This window comes from Bradyrhizobium sp. (assembly GCF_049581145.1).
Classification (GTDB): Bacteria; Pseudomonadota; Alphaproteobacteria; order Rhizobiales; family Xanthobacteraceae; genus Bradyrhizobium.
This window is the reverse complement of the sequence record NZ_JBAURI010000035.1, coordinates 1-18,781: the sequence shown is the minus strand read 5'-3', so window position 1 is coordinate 18,781 and position 18,781 is coordinate 1. Positions and strand designations below refer to the sequence as shown.

Annotated in this window: 14 protein-coding genes; 8 read left to right on the top strand and 6 right to left on the bottom strand. The window is 63.5% G+C overall.

What is annotated here, in order from left to right:
* Positions 1-1,467 (top strand): alpha-amylase family protein (locus tag WCB02_RS01145; RefSeq protein WP_423955424.1); only part of this gene is annotated, 1,467 nt, incomplete at its 5' end.
* Between the two features lie 74 nt (positions 1,468-1,541).
* Here the strand turns inward: WCB02_RS01145 and WCB02_RS01140 are convergent.
* Entirely contained in the window at positions 1,542-3,146 is a 1,605-nt protein-coding gene (locus tag WCB02_RS01140; protein WP_423955422.1) for an alpha-amylase family glycosyl hydrolase, read from the bottom strand.
* Between the two features lie 376 nt (positions 3,147-3,522).
* On the opposite strand from WCB02_RS01140, the gene WCB02_RS01135 reads away from it, so the two are divergent.
* Positions 3,523-4,191 carry an MBL fold metallo-hydrolase gene (locus tag WCB02_RS01135; RefSeq protein ID WP_423955420.1) on the top strand — a complete coding sequence of 223 codons (669 nt, stop codon included), beginning with the start codon at positions 3,523-3,525 and terminating at the stop codon, positions 4,189-4,191.
* Here WCB02_RS01135 and WCB02_RS01130 read toward each other — a convergent pair.
* From WCB02_RS01130 to WCB02_RS01120, 3 genes are all read right to left on the bottom strand, one after another.
* Positions 4,188-5,426, bottom strand: a complete 1,239-nt coding sequence (locus WCB02_RS01130; RefSeq protein ID WP_423955418.1) for an extracellular catalytic domain type 1 short-chain-length polyhydroxyalkanoate depolymerase — start codon at positions 5,424-5,426, stop codon at positions 4,188-4,190. The genes WCB02_RS01135 and WCB02_RS01130 overlap by 4 nt on opposite strands.
* 151 nt (positions 5,427-5,577) lie before the next feature.
* On the bottom strand, positions 5,578-6,984 hold the full coding sequence (locus WCB02_RS01125; RefSeq protein ID WP_423955416.1) for an MFS transporter: 1,407 nt from the start codon (positions 6,982-6,984) through the stop codon (positions 5,578-5,580).
* A 195-nt stretch (positions 6,985-7,179) separates the two neighbouring features.
* Complete coding sequence (locus WCB02_RS01120; RefSeq protein WP_423955413.1) at positions 7,180-8,649, bottom strand: glycosyltransferase; 1,470 nt, start codon at positions 8,647-8,649, stop codon at positions 7,180-7,182.
* A gap of 188 nt (positions 8,650-8,837) precedes the next feature.
* Here WCB02_RS01120 and WCB02_RS01115 point away from each other — a divergent pair, with 188 nt between their 5' ends.
* From WCB02_RS01115 to WCB02_RS01105, 3 genes are all read left to right on the top strand, one after another.
* A complete protein-coding gene (locus WCB02_RS01115) occupies positions 8,838-10,076 on the top strand; it encodes a hypothetical protein (protein ID WP_423955410.1) in 1,239 nt (412 codons plus the stop codon).
* A gap of 92 nt (positions 10,077-10,168) precedes the next feature.
* Positions 10,169-11,416 carry an LLM class flavin-dependent oxidoreductase gene (locus WCB02_RS01110; RefSeq protein ID WP_423955408.1) on the top strand — a complete coding sequence of 416 codons (1,248 nt, stop codon included), beginning with the start codon at positions 10,169-10,171 and terminating at the stop codon, positions 11,414-11,416.
* Between the two features lie 133 nt (positions 11,417-11,549).
* A complete protein-coding gene (locus WCB02_RS01105; protein ID WP_423955406.1) occupies positions 11,550-12,923 on the top strand; it encodes a cytochrome P450 in 1,374 nt (457 codons plus the stop codon).
* Between the two features lie 12 nt (positions 12,924-12,935).
* Here the strand turns inward: WCB02_RS01105 and WCB02_RS01100 are convergent, their stop codons facing one another.
* On the bottom strand, positions 12,936-13,778 hold the full coding sequence (locus tag WCB02_RS01100; RefSeq protein ID WP_423955403.1) for an SDR family NAD(P)-dependent oxidoreductase: 843 nt from the start codon (positions 13,776-13,778) through the stop codon (positions 12,936-12,938).
* A 159-nt stretch (positions 13,779-13,937) separates the two neighbouring features.
* Here WCB02_RS01100 and WCB02_RS01095 point away from each other — a divergent pair, with 159 nt between their 5' ends.
* From WCB02_RS01095 to WCB02_RS01085, 3 genes are all read left to right on the top strand, one after another.
* Positions 13,938-14,900: a sensor histidine kinase gene (locus tag WCB02_RS01095; protein WP_423955401.1), complete on the top strand. Its 963-nt coding sequence runs from the start codon at positions 13,938-13,940 to the stop codon at positions 14,898-14,900.
* A gap of 154 nt (positions 14,901-15,054) precedes the next feature.
* Positions 15,055-16,848 (top strand): putative bifunctional diguanylate cyclase/phosphodiesterase, encoded by a 1,794-nt coding sequence (locus WCB02_RS01090; protein WP_423955399.1) that lies wholly within the window; start codon positions 15,055-15,057, stop codon positions 16,846-16,848.
* A 165-nt stretch (positions 16,849-17,013) separates the two neighbouring features.
* Entirely contained in the window at positions 17,014-17,418 is a 405-nt protein-coding gene (locus WCB02_RS01085; RefSeq protein ID WP_423955396.1) for a YccF domain-containing protein, read from the top strand.
* Between the two features lie 10 nt (positions 17,419-17,428).
* On the opposite strand, the gene WCB02_RS01080 is transcribed toward WCB02_RS01085, so the two are convergent.
* Complete coding sequence (locus WCB02_RS01080) at positions 17,429-18,523, bottom strand: LLM class flavin-dependent oxidoreductase (protein WP_423955393.1); 1,095 nt, start codon at positions 18,521-18,523, stop codon at positions 17,429-17,431.
* Positions 18,524-18,781: the final 258 nt, after the last annotated feature.

The following is an 18,781-nucleotide window of genomic DNA, read 5'->3' as shown; positions in this document are numbered from 1 at the left end:
CTCGGTGACTTCGTCGAATTCACGCATGGCTGCCGGCAGCGCGGCATCCGCGTCATTATCGATCTCGTCGTCAATCATACCTCCGATCAGCATCCGTGGTTTCGCGCGGCGCGCAGTGCAAAGGATTCGCCGTACCGGGACTGGTATGTCTGGTCCGACAAGAAGCCCGCGAACGCCAACACCGGCATGGTGTTTCCCGGCGTGCAGAAATCGACCTGGACGCACGACAGGCAAGCCAGCGCCTGGTATTTTCATAGATTCTATGACTTCCAGCCCGACCTCAACACCTCGAACCCGCTGGTGCAGGCCGAGATCCTGAAGATCATGGGGTTCTGGATCCAGCTCGGCGTGTCCGGCTTCCGCATGGATGCCGTGCCGTTCGTGATCGCGACCAAGGGACCCAAGGTGCGCAAGCCGGTCGAGCAATACGACATGCTGCGGGCGTTGCGCGAATTCCTGCAATGGCGCAAGGGCGATGCCATCATCCTGGCCGAAGCCAATGTACTGCCGGAAACCGACATGGAGTATTTCGGCGATGCCGGCGACCGCATGCACATGATGTTCAACTTCCACGTCAACCAGCATCTGTTCTACGCGCTGGCCTCGGGCGATGGCCGTCCGCTGGCGAAAGCGTTGAAACAGACCAAGCCGCGGCCGGCCTCGGCGCAGTGGGGCCTGTTCCTGCGCAATCACGATGAACTCGATCTCGGACGCCTGACCAAGGCGCAGCGCGACGTGGTGTTCAAGAATTTCGGCCCCGACAAGAACATGCAGTTGTACGATCGCGGCATCCGGCGAAGGCTGGCGCCAATGCTCGGCGGCGACCGAAGGCGGCTCGAACTTGCGTACAGCCTGTTGTGCACGCTGCCGGGGACGCCGGTGATCCGCTATGGCGATGAGATCGGCATGGGCGACAATCTCGCTCTGCCGGAGCGCAATTGCGCCCGCACCCCGATGCAATGGTCGACCGAACCGCAGGCTGGCTTCACCGAAAGCGAGAAGCCCGCCTCGCCCGTGATCGACCACGGGCCGTATGGCTTCGCGCACGTCAACGTCGCCAGACAGCGCCGCGATCCCAACTCGATGCTGAACTGGACCGAACGCATCATCCGGATGCGCAAGGAAGTCCCGGAAATCGGCTGGGGCGACTTCCAGGTGATCGCGACGCGCGACCCGGCGGTGCTGATCATCCGCTACGACTGGCGCAACAACTCCGCGCTGTTCGTGCATAATCTCGACGAGAAGCCGCGCGAAATCTCGTTTTCGGCTGGGCTTCCCGGCGAGTCCGGCAAGCTTCTGATCAACCTGTTGGCGGAGGATCACAGCCACGCCGGCGACAACGGCCGCCACAAGCTGGTGCTCGAACCCTATGGCTACCGCTGGTACCGCGTTGGCGGCCTCGACTACCTGCTCAAGCGCAGCGACGTCGACGTGGACGCGGCCGGCAATGCGGGCCATCCGGCGTAAAGCCGCCGTCCCGGCTCGCTTCCGCCTTCGCTCTTCGGGCTACGGCGGAGTCGCTTGGCCGGGACGACGATGGTCTACGATACCGGCGTCCCGATGATCACGCCCTCATTGCCGCGCAAGTCCAGCGTGCCGTCGACGCCTTCGCCGTTGCGGTCCATGTAGGTCGAGAGCAGGATTTCGCCGGCGAGGCCGATCTGCTCGGAAGCGATCGCAGCCGGCTCGGCGCCGAGATTCAAGGCGACCGTGACCACCTCGTCTCCGTTCTGCCGGCGATAAAGCAGCAAGTCGCCATCGGCCGCGATCGGCACGTAGCGGCCGTCAACCAGCACCTCGTTGTCCTTGCGCAGCCCGATCAAGGCCTTGTAGAGGTTGAGGATCGAGCGCGTGTCGGCGTCGAGATTGACGACATTCTCATGGACGAAGTCGTCCGCCAGCGGCAGCCACGGCGGCGCGTCGGAAAATCCGGCATAGCGCGTTGCGTCCCATTGCATCGGCGTACGGCAGCCGTCGCGGCCGACGCCGATTCCGGGGACATTCTTCTCGAAGGGATCGCGCACCTGATCGGGCGCGATCCCGACCTGATGCATGCCGATCTCATCGCCGTAATAAAGCGTCGGCGTTCCCCGCAGCGTCAACAGCAGCATCGCGGCGACGCGCGCCTGCTCCGCGCCCACCCGGCTCGCGACCCGCGGCCGGTCGTGATTGCCCAGCACCCAGTTCGGCCAGGCGCCCGGCGGCAACGCCTTCTCGTAATCGGCGATGATCTGCTCGATCGCACGCGCGCTCCACAGCGTCGACAACAGCGCGAAGTTGAACGGCATCTGTGCGCCCTGGAGATCATTGCCGTAATAGGCAACCAGCCGATGCAGCGGCAGGTAGACTTCCCCGATCAGCACGCGGGCGTCGAACTCCTCGATCACTCGCCGCATCTCCGCGATCACCTCGTGCACCTCGGGCTGGTCGGTGGAATATTGCGTCAGCAATTGCTCGTGCGGCGGCCGGCCCTCGCGAAAATGCGGATTCGGCGGATTGTCGCGAAAATCCTTGTCCTTGATCAGGTGCCAGATCACGTCGACACGGAAGCCGTCGACGCCCTTGCGCAGCCAGAAGCGCATCGCGTCATAGATCGCCTGCCGGACGCTTGGATTGCGCCAATTCAGGTCCGGCTGCTGCTTCAGGAAGGCGTGATAGTAATATTGCCCGGTCGCCTCGTCATAGTCCCAGGAGCTGCCGCCGAATTCCGACAGCCAGTTGTTCGGCGCCGAGCCATCCGGCTTCGGATCGCGCCAGATGTACCAGTCGCGTTTTGGATTGTCCTTCGACGCTCTGCTCTCGGTGAACCAGGGATGCTGGTCGGAGGTATGATTTGGCACCAGATCGAGGATGACCTTGAGACCGCGGCCATGCGCCTGCGTCACCAGCGCGACGAAATCGTCCATCGTTCCGAACAACGGATCGATGCCGGTGTAATCGGAGATGTCATAGCCAAAATCGGCCATCGGCGAGGGGAAGACCGGCGACAGCCAGAGCGCGTCGACCCCGAGGCTCGACAGATGAGGCAGGTGTTCGATGATTCCCAGGATATCGCCGACGCCGTCGCCGTTCGCATCCCCGAACGAGCGGGGATAGATCTGATAGAAAACGCCGCTCCGCCACCAGGTTTCGTCGCGATTGTTCATGATATGAAAGCCGCTCCACACGGGCAAACCGCATCGCGGGCCAACTCGGAACCGCCCGCAAGGTTCAGCCCATCACTGTGCCGTTATGACGGCCCCGTGATCGCGAGCCCGCCGGACGCCTCTGTCTCATGCCTGTCTTATCTTTTCTTGGCCTTGGCAGGTCGACAAAAATCAGCATTGTGGCTAGGAGTTAACGGATATTCGGCGAGATATTCACCCCATTCGCCACGCGAACGTCAAATCCACGCCGCAGCCGCGCAAGACTTATGGATCAGGACTTTATGGATGTCCCTGCGGTGTTGATCTTTGCAGACGTTGATCGTTGCAGGCCAAGCAACCCGCCACCGGTTGCGGATGTGAGAGCGGACCAAAGCATATGACGCAGGAAAGCGAGACCAGGGCAAAGGCCGGCGCGATCATCGTCCCGGTGACGCTATTCGAGCAGAACTGCACCATCATCTGGTGCGAGGCGACCAAGAAGGCCGTGGTGATCGATCCCGGCGGCGACGTGCCGAAGATAGAGGCGGCGATCAAGCAGACCGGGGTCAGCGTCGAAAAGATCTGGCTGACGCACGGTCACATCGATCATGTCGGCGGCGCCGCCGAATTGCGTGACGCGCTCGGGGTGCCGATCGAGGGTCCGCATTGCTCGGACAAATTCCTGCTCGACAACGTGGTGATGAGCGGCGGCCGGTTCGGAATGACCGGCGTGCGCGACTTCACGCCGGATCGTTGGCTCGACGAGGGCGATCAGGTCTCGGTCGGCGAATTGACCTTCGACATCCTGCATTGCCCGGGCCATTCCCCGGGCAGCGTCGTGTTCTTCAACAACGACATGCGGTTCGCCATTGTCGGCGACGTGCTGTTCAACGGCTCGGTCGGCCGCACCGACCTGCCCGGCGGCAATCACGAAACCCTGATCAGATCGATCAAGGAAAAGCTGCTGCCGCTGGGCGACGATGTCGGCTTCATTTGCGGCCACGGCGCCGGCTCGAGCATCGGTCAGGAGCGAATGACCAATCCGTTCATCACCGGCGAGCTTTAGAGTTCGTCGTCCGGGGACTTTACCAAGCCTGCGACCTTGAGCGCGCGCGTGATGACCGCGCTGACGTCGATCACGCGACGTGGTTTTGGCGCTGGCCTTGGTTCGGGCTGGGCAACGGGCGCGACCAGCGGCCGCAACACCTTGGCGAGTTCCGGCAAAATGGCCGGGATCGGCGACACCGTCGGGATCAGCTTGGCGCTCGGCGAATCCGTGACCGCCAGCTTCGCCGCGGTTGGCTTGCGAACCCAACCGGTGAGGCCGAAGAACTTGGCTATGTGATAGGAGGAGGAAATTCCTGCCTCGATCAGGAACATGCCTTGCGCGCCATAGCGCTTGTCATTCTCGGCAACCCCAAGCGGGGTCCCGTGGGCCATGTCGGTAATGGTGTAGGATTCGACCAGGGTTTCGCCGTCATGGTCCCACCAAACCTGACGCGGGTGACCGTCGACCATGCCTTCCGACATCGGCTCGAGCGGCAGACCATGCAGGTCGAGCCACTGCTTGACGATCTCGTTGGCATTGGCCGGATTGACGGTGCGATCAGCACTGCCGTGCCACACCGAAAGCTTCGGCCACTTGCCGCGGTGGTTCGACGCCTTGCGAACCAGATCGCCCAATTCGGGTGCCGAACGCACGCGCAAGGCGCCGCGCATACCCGTCAGGGCTTCGCGTACATTGGACGCCACGCCATAGGGCAGGCCCGCGATGACGGCGCCGGCCGCGAACACCTCTGGATAGGTCGCCAGCATGACCGTGGTCATCGCGCCACCGGCGGACAATCCAGTGATGAAGATCCAGCGCGGATCGATGGCGTAGTCAGTCGCCATGCGCGAAATCATCTGCCGGATCGAACCGGCCTCGCCGCGTTCGCGCGCGACGTCTTCCGGATTGAACCAGTTGAAGCAGGTGTTGGGGTTGTTGGAGGCCGGCTGCTCCGGCATCAGAAGCGCAAAGCCATAGTGCTTGGCGAGTGTCGACCAGCCGGCGCCGAGATCATAGCCGGCAGCGTTCTGCCCACAGCCGTGCAGAACGACGACCAACGCGCGCGGGTTCTGCAGGTTGGCCGGGACAAAGTTGAACATCCGCAAGCCGCCGGGATTGCTTCCGAATCCCTTGACCTCGGTGAGCGGGCTGCGCAGATCGGGCCGCAGGCCGCGCGCATACGCCATCACGCCGCTGGCCTGGACAGGCTTTGGCAGGGTCCTCAGGAACTCGATATTGTTGGCGAGGGACAAGCTTCACTCCAAGCGACGACTCATGACTCATAACGCCAGCATGGAGAGATAGTTGCTGCATTGCAAAATGAAAAGACCGTGTGCTGTCAATCCCCAGCAATCAACGATCAATCGAGCGGCTTTGACGCAGTTTCGCGGGCGCTGCGACCATTCAGACACAGGCGCGCCGCATCGACGACAGAAATGCGATGCAGATCACCATCGAGAGCGCGAACATCGCGAGCGATGCAAACAGTGCGTGCCGTGCGGAGGAGACCTGTTCGATTGCGAAGAAGAGCGCACCGATGGCGGCGACGCCCGCAGCATTGGCGACCTGCGCGGTAGTTCCGTACACCCCGGCGCCGGAACCTGCGCTCGCCGGCTTGACGGTTGCGAGCACGACGCCGGACAGCGGCGCCATCACCAGCCCCTGGCCGCAACCGAAAATCATCAGAACCAGCGCGAGCAGCGGCGCGCTTGGCGAATTGGGACTTGCGACGGTCAGCGCGAGCACCGCGAGGCCGATGACCTGGATGACACAGCCCTCGACCAGCACCAGCGTGCCCCGGCGCCTGGCGCGCACACCGCTGTAGCGCGACGCGACGACAAAGGTCAGCGCCAGCGGCACGAATACCAGGCCTGCATCGAGCGGAGCCATACCCAGCGCGCGCTGCATGAACAGCGTCATGACCAGATAGAACGACAGGTTGGCGAAGAAAAAGAAGAATACCGCGCCAAGGCCGCACATGAAAGCCACATCCGCGAGCAGCGCGAGATCGATCAGCGGCATGCCGCCGCGCGCCTCGATGGCCCGCTCGAGGCGAAGGAATGCCGCGATCACGGCAATGCCCGCCGCCATCATCAGCCAGAGCCACGCCGCCCAATGCACGTCGTGACCGAACAGCAGCGGTCCGATGACGCACAGCAGGCCGCCAAGGAGCACGATCGCGCCGGCCACATCGAGCCGCGTGCCATCCCGGCGCGACGCCGACGGCATGATCTTCAGCGCCGCGGCCGTAATGACGAGGCCGAACGGCACATTGACGAAGAACACCGCGCGCCAGCCGAGCCCAAATGGATTCAGCGTCACGAGAAATCCGCCGAGCGCAAAGCCGGCCGCGCCCGAAAGCCCCAGCACGGTGCCGTAGATGCCGAAGGCGCGGCCGCGCATCTGATCGGCGAACAACAGGTGCAAGGTCGCGAGCACCTGCGGCACCATCAAGGCCGCCGTCGCACCCTGCGCCAGCCGGGCGGCGATCAATTCGGCGCCCGATTGCGCCAGTGCGCACCATAATGACGTCGCGGTGAAGCCAAGCACGCCGGCCAGAAACACCGGCTTGGTGCCGTGGATATCGCCGAGCCGGCCGCCGGTCACGATCAGCGTCGCATAGGCGATCAGATAGATCGCGATGATCGATTCGATCTGGGCCGGGCTGGCATGCAGCTCAAGGGCCATGGTCGGGATCGCCACATTGACGATGAACGCATCGACGCCGAACATGAATTGCGCCGCGACCACGATCGCGAGCACCCACCAGCGGCGCGATGGCCCGACATTGGCGGCGACCATCTGATGCATGAGAACAGGCCTGCCTGATTTCCGTTGCAGCGGATGATTCCAGCTCGCACGGAGCGGCGCGATTACCTCAGAGGTAAGGCTTGTTGCCTGAGGCCAGCGGCAGCGACGTCATTCCGGAACAGTCCGTCGGGTCGGCGACAGCCGACTTGGCGGACCAGATCCGGAATCTGGAGATTCCGGGTGACGTCCGCAGATTCAAACCGCCTTCAATTTGCGATAGGCGAACCACACCATCTTCAGCAACAGCCAGCCATCGCGAAAACGCGAAATCTGGGTCTCGCCGAAGGTGCGCGCCTTGTAGTGGATCGGCGTCTCGATGATCTTGAGGTTCTGTTTCGCCGCCCCGAAGATCAGGTCGAAATCACCGAACGGATCGAAATTGCCGAAATAGTCGCGCTCCTTCGCCAGCTGCTCGTAGTCCTTTCGCATCAGGACCTTGGTGCCGCACAGCGTATCCGTCAGGCGCGTGTTGACGAGATAGGTGAAGAGATAGGCAAAGAAGCGGTTGGCGATGAAATTGAGCGGGCGCATCGCCTCCTGCTCCATCGGATAGATCAGGCGCGTGCCATTGACGAATTCACCCTTGCCGCTCTCGATCACCGCCTGGAATTTCGGCAGTGCTTCCGGCGGCATGGTGAGATCGGCGTCGAGAATCATCAGTACGTCGTTCTTCGCCGCGGCAAAGCCCTTGCGAACCGCGTCGCCCTTGCCCTTGCCGTCCTGCTTCAACACCCTGATATCCCAGTTATCCCTGTAGGCGTCGCGGACCCGTTCGCATTCCTCGAACGTGCCGTCGCTCGAATTACCCTCGACGAACAGGATTTCCTGGGCGCTGCCGAAGCGCGGCATCCGCAGAATCGCGTTCTCGATGTTGCCCTTCTCGTTGCGGCAGGGAATGAGAATGCTGGCGGAGAGTTTGCGATCCTGAAACTGCCGCACCGGACGCCCGACCAGATAGGTGCGCAGGCAGAGCTTGCGAATTCCCGGCAGCGGCGCGATGAAGCGGTTGATGAAGGGGCCGAGCCCCAGCCATCGCCGCGGCAAGAGCTGCCGTTGCTCCTGGCTGATCGGCTCGAAATCGGCCAGGTCCATCAGGTTCACGAAATCCGCAGTGGCGATATAGTTGATTTTCGGCTGCTTGCTGCGCAGCTTGAGCGCCTCCGCGAGCTTCAGCACCGGCTCCCACAAATGGGAATAATAGGAAATGATGATCCGGGTCGACGGCGCGCAGTGCTGATGGATCAGCCGCAACGTGCCGTCGATGTCCTCGAACAGGCCAATGGTGTCCGCGAGGATGATGTAGTCGAACGGGCCCTCGATCGCGCTCAGGGTGGCAGGATCCTCGACGTCACCGAGGACGAAATGCAGATCGGGATGCCGGACGTTCGCCTTCGCGATCGTTTCCGCCCCGAAATCGACCCCGACGCCATGAGATGGCTGCAGCGCCGCGAGAAGGTCGCCGCGGCCGCAGCCCAGTTCGAGAATCCGCTTGCCAGGCGGAATCAGGAACTGCATGAACTTGCGGTCATCTTCATGATAGGCGGCGTTGAATTCGCGCCAGCTGTCGAGCTCATCGACATTGCGCTCGAAATAGTCGAGCAGGTCCCGTTTGCGCTGGCTGGAAAGCTGCAGCGAAGCCGTAGCGTCGGATTGCCTCAGATACATTACGGGCCTCGAACCGGGAAGAATGGGGCTTCTCTTAGCCGAGGCGCCCGGGGGTGTAAATTCGCAAGCCGCGGACCGGCTTCGTTTCATGACGGCCCAAAAATAGCCTTCGTGTGCGCTGCCGACACGCTTGGCGTTACGGCTCGGGACCGCCTAAGCTGCAGATCAACGCCAATGCTGCAATAACGATGCGAAAGCCGAAAATCCTGCTCAGCGAAGGATCGAGCCTGTCCGCGCGCGAGGCCATCACCGCGTTGGGGCTCGCCGGCCATCGTGTCGAGCTGATGTCCAGCGATCCCCTGTGCCTCGGGCGTTTCTCGCGTTTCGTCAGTCGGGTACACCGTTCGCCCGCGAGCGGCGCGGACGCCGATGGCTACCTCGCCAAGGTGCTGGACGTCGTCAAGACATCATCGATCGATGTGCTGCTGCCGGTGCATGAGCAGGCCTATCTGTTCTCGGCGGCACGCAAGCGACTGCCGCCCCATCTGGGCACAGCGCTCGCCGCATTCGACGCCTTCGAGCAGGTGCAGGGCAAGGCTGGTCTCGCCGAGCTCCTCGCACGGCTGAACGTGCCGCAACCTGCAACCCATGTGGTGCGCTGCGCCGAGGACTTTGCCAAGGCCCGGCCGCTTCCATTCTTCGTCAAGGCTGCGTTCGGCACCGCCAGCACCGGCGTCTGGCGGGTCAAGGACGAACGCGGTCGCGACGCGCTGCTGGCGCGGTTCGAACAGAATCAAGCCTTCGCCGACGGCCTTCTGGTGCAGGCAGCGATCGCAGGCTCGCTCGAACGCACCCAGGCGGTGTTCGATCAGGGGCGGCTCGTGGCCTGCCATATCTATCGCCAGGTGGTGGAAGGCCCCGGCGGCGGCGATGTGCTCAAGCTCTCAATCGTCGATCGCGAGGTGCGCACGGTTGTCGAAAAGATCGGCGCGGCGCTGAACTGGCATGGCGCCTTGTCGTTCGACTATATCCGCGAGGATGTCTCGAGGACGCCCTATTTCATCGACGCCAATCCGCGCCTGGTCGAACCGATGAATGCGTGGCTTGCCGGCGTCGACCTGGCGGGCGCGCTCGTAAAAGTCTCGCTCGGCGAAACGCCGCCGGTTCAGGCCGACGGCCGCGCGGGCGTGCTGACCCGGCTCGGCCTGATGGGCTTGATGGATGCTGCGCGCCGGCGCGACCGCAGGTCGGATATCCTGAGGGAAATCGTCCTGCTCGCCAGCAGTTCCGGCCGCTATCGCGGCGCGCAAGAGGAACTGGTGCCGCTTCGGACCGACCCGTGGATCGCCATTCCGCTCGCGGTCGTGATGGCAAAACTATTGCGTGCCCCGAAAGCCGCGGCGCGGTTTACCGAAACCACGGTCGCCGCCTATAGCCTGACGCCGACAGCGGTCCGCCGGCTTCACGCATGGCAGCAATCCGCCTGACGCGAACCCGTCGCGTCGGATTGCCTTGCCGTCCGCCAGCACGTAGCCTTGGTCCAAGACATCACAACAAATTCCGTCCGGGAGAAAACGCCATGGCCCGCCTGAAATTCGGAGCCTTCCTCGCCCCGCATCACCCGATTGGCGAGCATCCGATGCTGCAATTCCGGCGTGACCTCGACTTCGTGCAGCAGCTCGACGAGCTCGGCTATGACGAGTTCTGGTGCGGCGAGCATCATTCCTCGGGCTGGGAGATGATCGCCTCACCGGAGATGTTTCTGGCGGCGGCCGGCGAGCGCACCAAGCGGATCAAGCTCGGCACCGGCGTGATCTCGCTGCCCTATCATCATCCCTTCAACGTCGCCCAGCGCATGGTGCAGCTCGATCACATGACCGGCGGCCGCGCCATTTTCGGCTCCGGGCCGGGCGCGCTCGCCTCCGACGCGCACACGCTCGGCATCGATCCGATGACGCAGCGCGACCGTCAGGACGAGGCGATCGCGATCATCCGCGCGCTGTTCCGCGGCGAGCGCGTCACTGCGAAAAGCGACTGGTTCGTCATGAATGACGCGGCGCTGCAGATCCTGCCGCTGCAGGAGGACATGCCGTTCGTGGTGGCGTCGCAGATTTCGCCGTCCGGCATGACGCTCGCCGGCAAATACGGCATCGGCATCATCTCGCTGGGCTCGATGTCGACCCAGGGCTTGATGGCGCTGCCGCAGCAATGGGAGTTTGCCGAGGACGCCGCCAGGAAGCACGGCACCCTTGTGAACCGCGCCGACTGGCGCGTGCTGCTGAGCTGGCATATTGCCGAGAGCCGCGAGCAGGCCTATCGGGAGGCAGGCTCTGGACTGATGCGCTGGCACAATGAATATAGTGTCGGCACCCTGATGCGGCCGGGACTGACGGCCTTCAAATCGCCGGAGGACGCGATCGAAAAAACTGCCGGCGGTGAGCTGGCGGCCTCGACCATCGGCACCCCCGATGACCTCGTCACCACCATCAAGAACCTGATGAAGGTGTCTGGCGGCGTCGGTACCATCATCGGCTTCGCCCATGACTGGGCCAACCCGGAAAACACAAGGCGCAGCTGGGACATGGTGGCGCGCTATGTGGTCCCCGAAATCAACGGCCATATCGACGCCTTGCGCAAATCGCGGCAATTCGTGATCGACAACCGTGCGGTGTTCGAGCGTGCCGGCCAGGCCGTGATGGCCAAGATCATGGAGAACGACAAGGCGGCGGCAGCCTTGTCGCAGACCGGTCCCGGACGGGTCGCGATCCCGGCCGTGAATGCGCCGGACCTGCGAGCGGAAGCCGAAAAGCGCAAGCAGCAAGCGTAGGGCGTCTTCGGCGTTGGCGCACCGCATCATCGATGCAATTTTCGACGAATGCAACCGGCAGCCTTTGCATCGGCTTCGCGAGGCGCTATCTAGGGCGACAGTCATTTCCGGTCGCCTGACGGAGCACAACGCCATGTCGATGCAAAGTGTGGCCTCGCCCGCGATTTATTTCACGCCGCCGACGCGGAATTCGCTGACCCACATTCCCGGCGACGAAGGCTGGCCGGTGATCGGCAAGACGCTCGAGGTGCTGGCCGACCCGAAAGGGCACATCGAGAAGAACGCCAGGAAATACGGGCTGGTCTATCGCAGCCATATCTTCGGCGAAACCAGTCTCGTGCTGCTCGGACCCGAGGCCAACGAGTTCGTGCTGTTCGATCAGGCTAAACTGTTCTCCTCGACACATGGCTGGGGCCGCATCCTGGGGCTGTTGTTTCCGCGCGGCCTGATGCTGCTCGATTTCGACGAGCACCGGCTGCATCGCCGCGCACTCTCGGTCGCCTTCAAGTCCGGACCGATGAAGTCCTATCTGGCGGAGCTCGACCGGGGCATCGCGGCGCGGGTCGCACGATGGAAGACGCGGCCGGGCGAGATGCTGCTCTATCCGGCGATGAAACAGCTGACGCTCGACCTCGCCGCCACCTCGTTCCTCGGCGCCGAGATCGGGCCCGAGGTCGACGAGATCACCCGCGCCTTCGTCGATATGGTGGCCGCCGCGGTTGCCGTGATCCGAAAGCCGCTGCCGGGGACGCAGATGGCGCGTGGCGTCAAGGGCCGCAAGCGCATCGTCGCCTATTTCTCGGAGCAGATTCCGATCCGCCGCGCCAAGGGCGGCGAGGATCTGTTCTCGCAGCTCTGCCAGGCCACCCATGAGGACGGCGCGCTGCTGTCGACCCAGGACATCATCGACCACATGAGTTTCCTGATGATGGCCGCGCACGACACTTTGACCTCGTCCTTGACGTCATTCGTCGGCGAACTCGCGGCCCATCCGGAATGGCAGCAGAAGCTGCGCGACGAAGTCTCGCAGCTCGGACTTGCTGCCGACGCGCCGACCAGCTTCGACAATCTCGAAGCCATGCCGCTGACCGAGATGGCGTTCAAGGAGGCGCTGCGGATCAAGCCGCCGGTGCCCTCGATGCCGCGGCGGGCGATCGGGGATTTCACCTTCAAGGGTTTCGCGATTCCGGCCGGCAGTATGATCGGCGTCAATCCGCTGTTCACCCATCATATGCCGGAGATCTGGCCGGATCCCGACAGCTTCGACCCGATGCGCTTCAGCGAGGAGGCGCAGCGCAATCGTCACCGCTTCGCCTGGGTGCCGTTCGGCGGCGGCGCGCATATGTGCCTCGGGCTGCATTTCGCCTATATGCAGGCGAAATGTTTCGCGCGGCATTTCCTGCAGAACCTCGAAGTGTCGCTGGAGCCCGGCTACCGGCCGGACTGGCTGATGTGGCCGATCCCGAAGCCGAAGGATGGCTTGCGGGTGACGCTGAAGCCGGTGTGATGGACGTCGCCGCTACCCAGCTCCCTCATCGAACGACTTCCGCAACGCGGCAAGGCCCTGTTGCTGCTGGGTCCAGTTCCGGCCGCCGGTAATCGCGCCATCGACCACGAAGTCATGGCCGTTGACGAAGCTGGATTCATCGCTGGCGAGAAACACCGCGGCATAGGCGATATCTTCGGGCAGTCCCGCCCGCGGTATCGGCTGTATGGCCTTGTAGACCTCACGCATCAAGTCCGGCGTCTTTTCCGCGGCGTCGACCGTCAGCCCAAGCGCCTTGCCGAAAATGCCGGTGGCGATCGCGCCCGGCGAAATCGAATTGACGCGGACGCCGGATTCGCCGAGCTCCATCGCCACGCATTTGGTCAGATGGATCACCGCGGCCTTGGCGGCGCCGTAGACCAAAGACGACGAGAAGCCCGCGAGCCGGCCCGCGATGCTGCCATTGTTGATGATGCTGCCGAAGCCCTGCTTCTTCATATGGGGCGCCGCGTGCTTCATGCCGAGCATGACGCTGCGCACCAGCGTCGCCATCGCCGCATCGAAGCGTTCCACGTCGAGCCCTTCGATGCCGCCGGTCTGCGCCGGGCCGCCCGCGTTGTTGAACAGGCAATCGATCCTGCCGAAGCTCGCGACCGCGAGCCCAATCAGCGCACGCATCTCGTCTTCGACCGTGACGTCGGTCTGGCGAAAGATACAATCGGCGCCGAGCTTGCTGGCCAACGCCTCGCCTTCCGGCACGCGGCGTCCGGCGATGACGATCTTCGCACCCTCGGAGACGAAGATCTCCGCGGTCCGCAGTCCAATGCCGCTGGTCGCTCCCGTGATCACCGCGACCTTGCCGCTCAGTCGTGCCATGTCGATATCCCTTCCCTGTTGCTTGAAATCCGCCCGATCCAGATTGGAACCCATTTTCCAGATCAAGCCGGGGCAACGCAAGCTATGCTGGCGCTCACAAAGAGCGTATTTTCCATTGCAACAGCGCGTATTCGGATGGGCGGTCTGGCCGATGTGGCGATGAAGCGATTGATCGACGAGTTCCGGCATGGCTGGCACGCCACGTCGCAACCGTCGCCGCTGTTCAATGCCGTGTTCGCCGCACTCTGCCTGACGCTGGCGAGCGCTGCGCGCTGGGGCTTTGTCCAGATCAGGCCGGATCTTTTCTTCACGCCCTATGTTCCGGCGGTCTTCTTCGCCAGCGCGCTGGGTGGCCTGCGGGTCGGGATCGCCACGGCGATCGCCGGCGGCGCGCTCGGCGTCCTCCTCAATTTCGACAGCACCGCCGCGGACCCGGCGCGCGTGGCGCTGCTTGCGGTTTACCTGACGGTGTGCGGCCTCACGATCTGGGGCGTCGTGCACTACCGCGCGATCCTCGCGCAACAACGGCGGATCTCGAAACGCCTGGTCGAGGAAGAGGAATACCGCAAGCTTGTCGTCGATGAGCTGCAGCACCGGCTGAAGAACAAGACGTCGACGATCCACGCCGTGCTGCGCCAGGTGCTGCACGGCCAGCCCCAGGTCTGGACCAATATCGATCATCGGCTGCGCTCGCTATCGGCAACGGATGATCTGATCTCGCGGGCCGACGGCAGCGGCTGCGACATCCGGGATTTGCTGCTCTCCGAACTCGGGCCTTACGGCCATGTCAGGTTCACCCTGAACGGCGAACCGCTGTTCCTGCCTGCCAAGCTGGCGGTCAGCCTGGCCTTCGTCTTTCACGAGCTCGCCACCAATGCCGGGAAATACGGCGCGTTTGCCGCCGCGAACGGGATGTTGCAGGTGACGTGGAGGCTGTCGGACGATCGTCTAACCTTGACCTGGGATGAAACCGAGGGACCGGCGGTCGGGACGATCGGCCCAGCCGGCTTCGGCACCAAGCTGTTGAAGGCGGCGTTGCGGCCGTTCGACGGCAAGACCGATATCGCCTATTTGAAGACTGGCATTCATTGCACCATGGAATGTCGCCTCCCCGAGGCATGATCCGCCGCCGCGCCCGCGCATTCGCAGATCACGTTGACACTCCGTTAATGACAAGTGGCGGCGTTGCGCTTTTCGGCCGCTCGCACGTCCCCGCACCCCGTGTTTCTACGCAGCGCTTAACCAAAACTAAGCTGGAACCGAGCACAATCCGGCCATGCACAGCCATGCCGGACGACAGCCGCAGATCACTGCCACGAACGCCGACGATCGGTGCGCGGCTGAAGCCGAACTCAACCTTCTGAGGGACGTGCTCAAACTGCTTCCGGCCGGCGTCACGGTCCAGGACGAGACCGGCCATTTCCTGCTGGTGAACGACAGCGCAGCCGCACAGCTTGGGCTTTGCGATCACGATCGGGCCACGGCCGCGTCATCGTCGCCGCATTTGAGCGAGCGCCGCGCCAGCGTGCCGGAATTGCTGCGCGCCGGCCGCACCGCCGTTACCGAGGAATGCATCGGCGACGGCGAGGCCAGGCAAGTGCTGCTGACCACCCATCGGCCGATCAGGATCGCAAACCGGAATCTCTTGATCGCGGCCTCGGCCGACATCACCGAGCAGAAGGCGTTCGAAGACCAGCTGTTCCGATCCGCCTATTATGACGAATTGACCGGCCTGCCGACGCGTCGGGTGATCGAGCATCGCGCCAACGTCCTGTTGAAGCAGCAGAATGACGACGGCGGCAGATTCGCGCTGGCATTCCTCGACATCGACAATTTCAAGCACATCAACGATTATTACGGTCACGCGACCGGCGACGCGCTGCTCGCCGCGTTCGCCAAGCGTCTGGGGCGTGAATTGCGCGACTCGGACATGCTGGCGCGGATTTCCGGCGACGAATTCCTGCTGCTGCTCAGCCCGATCCAGAGCATGCACGAGGTCAAGGATTTCATCGAAGCCACGCTGCACCGTCTCAGCGCGCCGTTCTTCATCGACGGCTCGGAGATCTTTGCATCGACCTCGATCGGGGTGAGCCTCTGCCCGGATCATGGCAACAGCTATGACATATTGTGCCAGAATGCCGATCTTGCGATGTACCGCGTCAAGAACGACGGCAAGGGCACGGCGGCGTTCTTTGATGCCAGCATGGAGCATGAGGCGCTGGCGCGGATGAAGGTCGAGCAGGCGCTGCGGCTGGCCATCCTGGAAAAGCGCTTCTGCTGCGCGTTCCAGGCCAAGGTCGATATCCGGACGCACGAGATCAAGGGCATTGAGGCGCTGGTGCGGTTGCGCGACAATGAGGGCGTGATTCAGGCGCCGGGCACGTTCATCAACCTCGCGGTCGAGCTCGGACTGATCGACGAACTGACGCTCCTGGTGCTGGCCGAGATCGTCAGGTCGATCGATCTGATCAACGAAACTTTCGGCCCCGACGCCACCATCAGCATCAACGTCGCGGCCAAGCAGGCCGGCAACGCCCACTTCATGCAATCCTTCGCATTGGCGCTGGAGGCAACCGGCTTCCCCAAGCGCTTCATGATCGAGGTGACGGAGGATGCGTTCGTCACCAAGACCTATTTCCAGGATGAAATCCTGCCGATTCTCAGGAAGATCGGGGTCGGCATCTCGATCGACGATTTCGGCATCGGCTATTCCTCGCTGTCGGCGCTCGCCGACATCACCGCGGACGAAATCAAGATCGACCGCTCCTTCATCACCGACATTCACCAGCGGCCGCGCAGCCAGGGCATCCTGCGCGCGATCGAATCCTTGAGCGAAGCCCTCGGCATGACCGTGATCGCCGAAGGCATCGAATCCTTCGAGGAACTCGCCTACCTGCAGGCTGCCACCAACATCCGTTATGCGCAGGGCTATTACTTCTCCCGGCCGATCTTCCTTGAGGAGTTGAGGCCCGCGCCTGCCTTCGTCAGCGAAGCGCGCGTCAGCCTGGCGAGCCGCCCGGTGCAGGAAAGCCGGCCGGCCCTGGCGCGCGCCGAGCGCTATCGCCGCTGACACCACCCCATCGCTATCAACCGGACAGCGCGCCGGCTCGCGTTGCCGGAGCGGTATTGGGCAGCCGCGCGAAAATGTGCCGCAATTGTCCGGCAACACTATCGTCTTTTGCAGTCGGTGGCCTATATGCCGGGTGTTGTCCCGTAGCGTAAGAGTGGTCATCGCGTGGAACCCGTATCCCTCCTTCTCAACATCATCTGGATCCTGCTTGGCGGCGCCCTAATGGCGTTCGGCTGGCTTGTCGCCGCCGTCGTCATGGCGATCACCATCATCGGCCTGCCCTGGGCGCGCGCCGCGTTCAATATCGCCGCCTATACCTTCATGCCGTTTGGATCGAGGGCGGTGCGCCGCGACGAGCTGACCGGCCAGGCCGATGTCGGCACCGGCGCCTTCGGGTTGATCGGCAACCTGATCTGGCTCGTGCTGGCGGGCTGGTGGCTTGCACTCGGACACCTCATCACGGCGGCGACTTTCGCGGTCACCATCATCGGCATCCCGTTCGCCTGGGCCCATCTCAAACTCGCCGGCATCGCGTTGTGGCCGATCGGCAAGGTCATCGTGCCGGCGTGAGCTGACCCTGTCAGGCCGCAAGCCGGCCGCGGTTGTTCTCCGCCAGGATGGGACGAACCAGCCGGCCGAAGCGTTCGGCCTCCTCGTCGTGCAGATAGCCGGACAGACAGAACGAATGGCAGCCGGCGTTGATGAACTCCTGCAACATGCCGGCGCATTGCGCGGGATTGCCGACCACCGCGATGCCGGCGCCCGGCCGCACCTTGCTGATGCCGGTCCACAGATGCGGCAGCAGCAGATCGCCGTATTCGCGGGCAAGTTCCTGCACGCGCTGGTTGGCCACCGACCTGCTGTATAGCGTCTTGATCTGCTGCTTCTGCCGCTCGGTGGCGTGCCGCACCAGCCGGTCGGCGGCCTCCCAGGCATCCCGCTCATCCTCGCGGCAGATCAGCTGCAGCCGCATGCCGAAGCCGATCTCGTGTTCGCGGCCATGCGCCCCGGCCAACGACCTGATCTCGCCGACGTTCTGCGCGATCCGCTCCGGCAGGTCGCCCCAGAACAGATGCACGTCGGAATGCTTCGCCGACATTTCCCAGGCCTCGCGCGAGCCGCCGCCGAGATAGAACTTCGGATAAGGCTGCTGCAACGGCCGCGGCCGGATATGGACGTTCGACAGCGTGTGGAACCTGCCGGCAAAATTCACTGGCCCGCGCGCCGTCCATAGCGCTTTCAGGATCGAGACTTCCTCCTCCATCAGCGCATAGCGCTGTTCCTTGGGGTAACGCACGCCTTCGCCCTCGACCTCGCTCTCGTTCTGGCCGGCGATCAGATTGACGCAGATCCGCCCACCCGACATCTGGTCGAAGGTCGAGATCATCTTGGCGAGCAGGACGGGATTGATGTAGCCGGGCCGGGCCGCGATCAGCGGCTTGATCCTGGCCGAACGCGCCGCCATGAAAGCCCCCGCAATCCAGGCCTCCCAGCAGGTCAAGCCGACCGGAATCAGGAGACATTCGAAGCCGGCCTGTTCGGCGGCGCTGACCACCCGTTCGCACAGCTCCGGCGAGCCCGCCACCTCGGCCTCGGGCACGCCATAGGCCGTGGTGTCGCCATGCGTGGGCAGATACCAGCCGAATTCGAGCGGACGCAATTCTGACGAAGGCATGGGATGATCCTCGAGACGTGGGCATCGTGACACGGCTTTATGCCGCAGCCTGTCTAACGGCAGATACGGTTTCGCGGCCTCGCGGCGCTGGTCGCCCGAGCTTTGCTTGGGAAGTCTTGCGCCTCGAGATCGAGGGCGCAGGGAATGCCGGGTGCACGCTGCACCCGCGGTCTCGCGTGCAAGTAGCAGTAAGAAACGAACGCACACGAGCATACAGGTTCAGCGGAAACACTCCGACATTCCCTGCGCAATGGCTTT

Bases quoted from the DNA above. Each gene is read 5' to 3' on its own strand.
- WCB02_RS01140 (WP_423955422.1), bottom strand. From the start codon at position 3,146: ATGAACAATCGCGACGAAACCTGGTGGCGGAGCGGCGTTTTCTATCAG.
- WCB02_RS01135 (WP_423955420.1), top strand. From the start codon at position 3,523: ATGACGCAGGAAAGCGAGACCAGGGCAAAGGCCGGCGCGATCATCGTC.
- WCB02_RS01125 (WP_423955416.1), bottom strand. From the start codon at position 6,984: ATGCATCAGATGGTCGCCGCCAATGTCGGGCCATCGCGCCGCTGGTGG.
- WCB02_RS01120 (WP_423955413.1), bottom strand. From the start codon at position 8,649: ATGTATCTGAGGCAATCCGACGCTACGGCTTCGCTGCAGCTTTCCAGC.
- WCB02_RS01115 (WP_423955410.1), top strand. From the start codon at position 8,838: ATGCGAAAGCCGAAAATCCTGCTCAGCGAAGGATCGAGCCTGTCCGCG.
- WCB02_RS01110 (WP_423955408.1), top strand. From the start codon at position 10,169: ATGGCCCGCCTGAAATTCGGAGCCTTCCTCGCCCCGCATCACCCGATT.
- WCB02_RS01105 (WP_423955406.1), top strand. From the start codon at position 11,550: ATGTCGATGCAAAGTGTGGCCTCGCCCGCGATTTATTTCACGCCGCCG.
- WCB02_RS01100 (WP_423955403.1), bottom strand. From the start codon at position 13,778: ATGGCACGACTGAGCGGCAAGGTCGCGGTGATCACGGGAGCGACCAGC.
- WCB02_RS01095 (WP_423955401.1), top strand. From the start codon at position 13,938: ATGAAGCGATTGATCGACGAGTTCCGGCATGGCTGGCACGCCACGTCG.
- WCB02_RS01090 (WP_423955399.1), top strand. From the start codon at position 15,055: ATGCACAGCCATGCCGGACGACAGCCGCAGATCACTGCCACGAACGCC.
- WCB02_RS01080 (WP_423955393.1), bottom strand. From the start codon at position 18,523: ATGCCTTCGTCAGAATTGCGTCCGCTCGAATTCGGCTGGTATCTGCCC.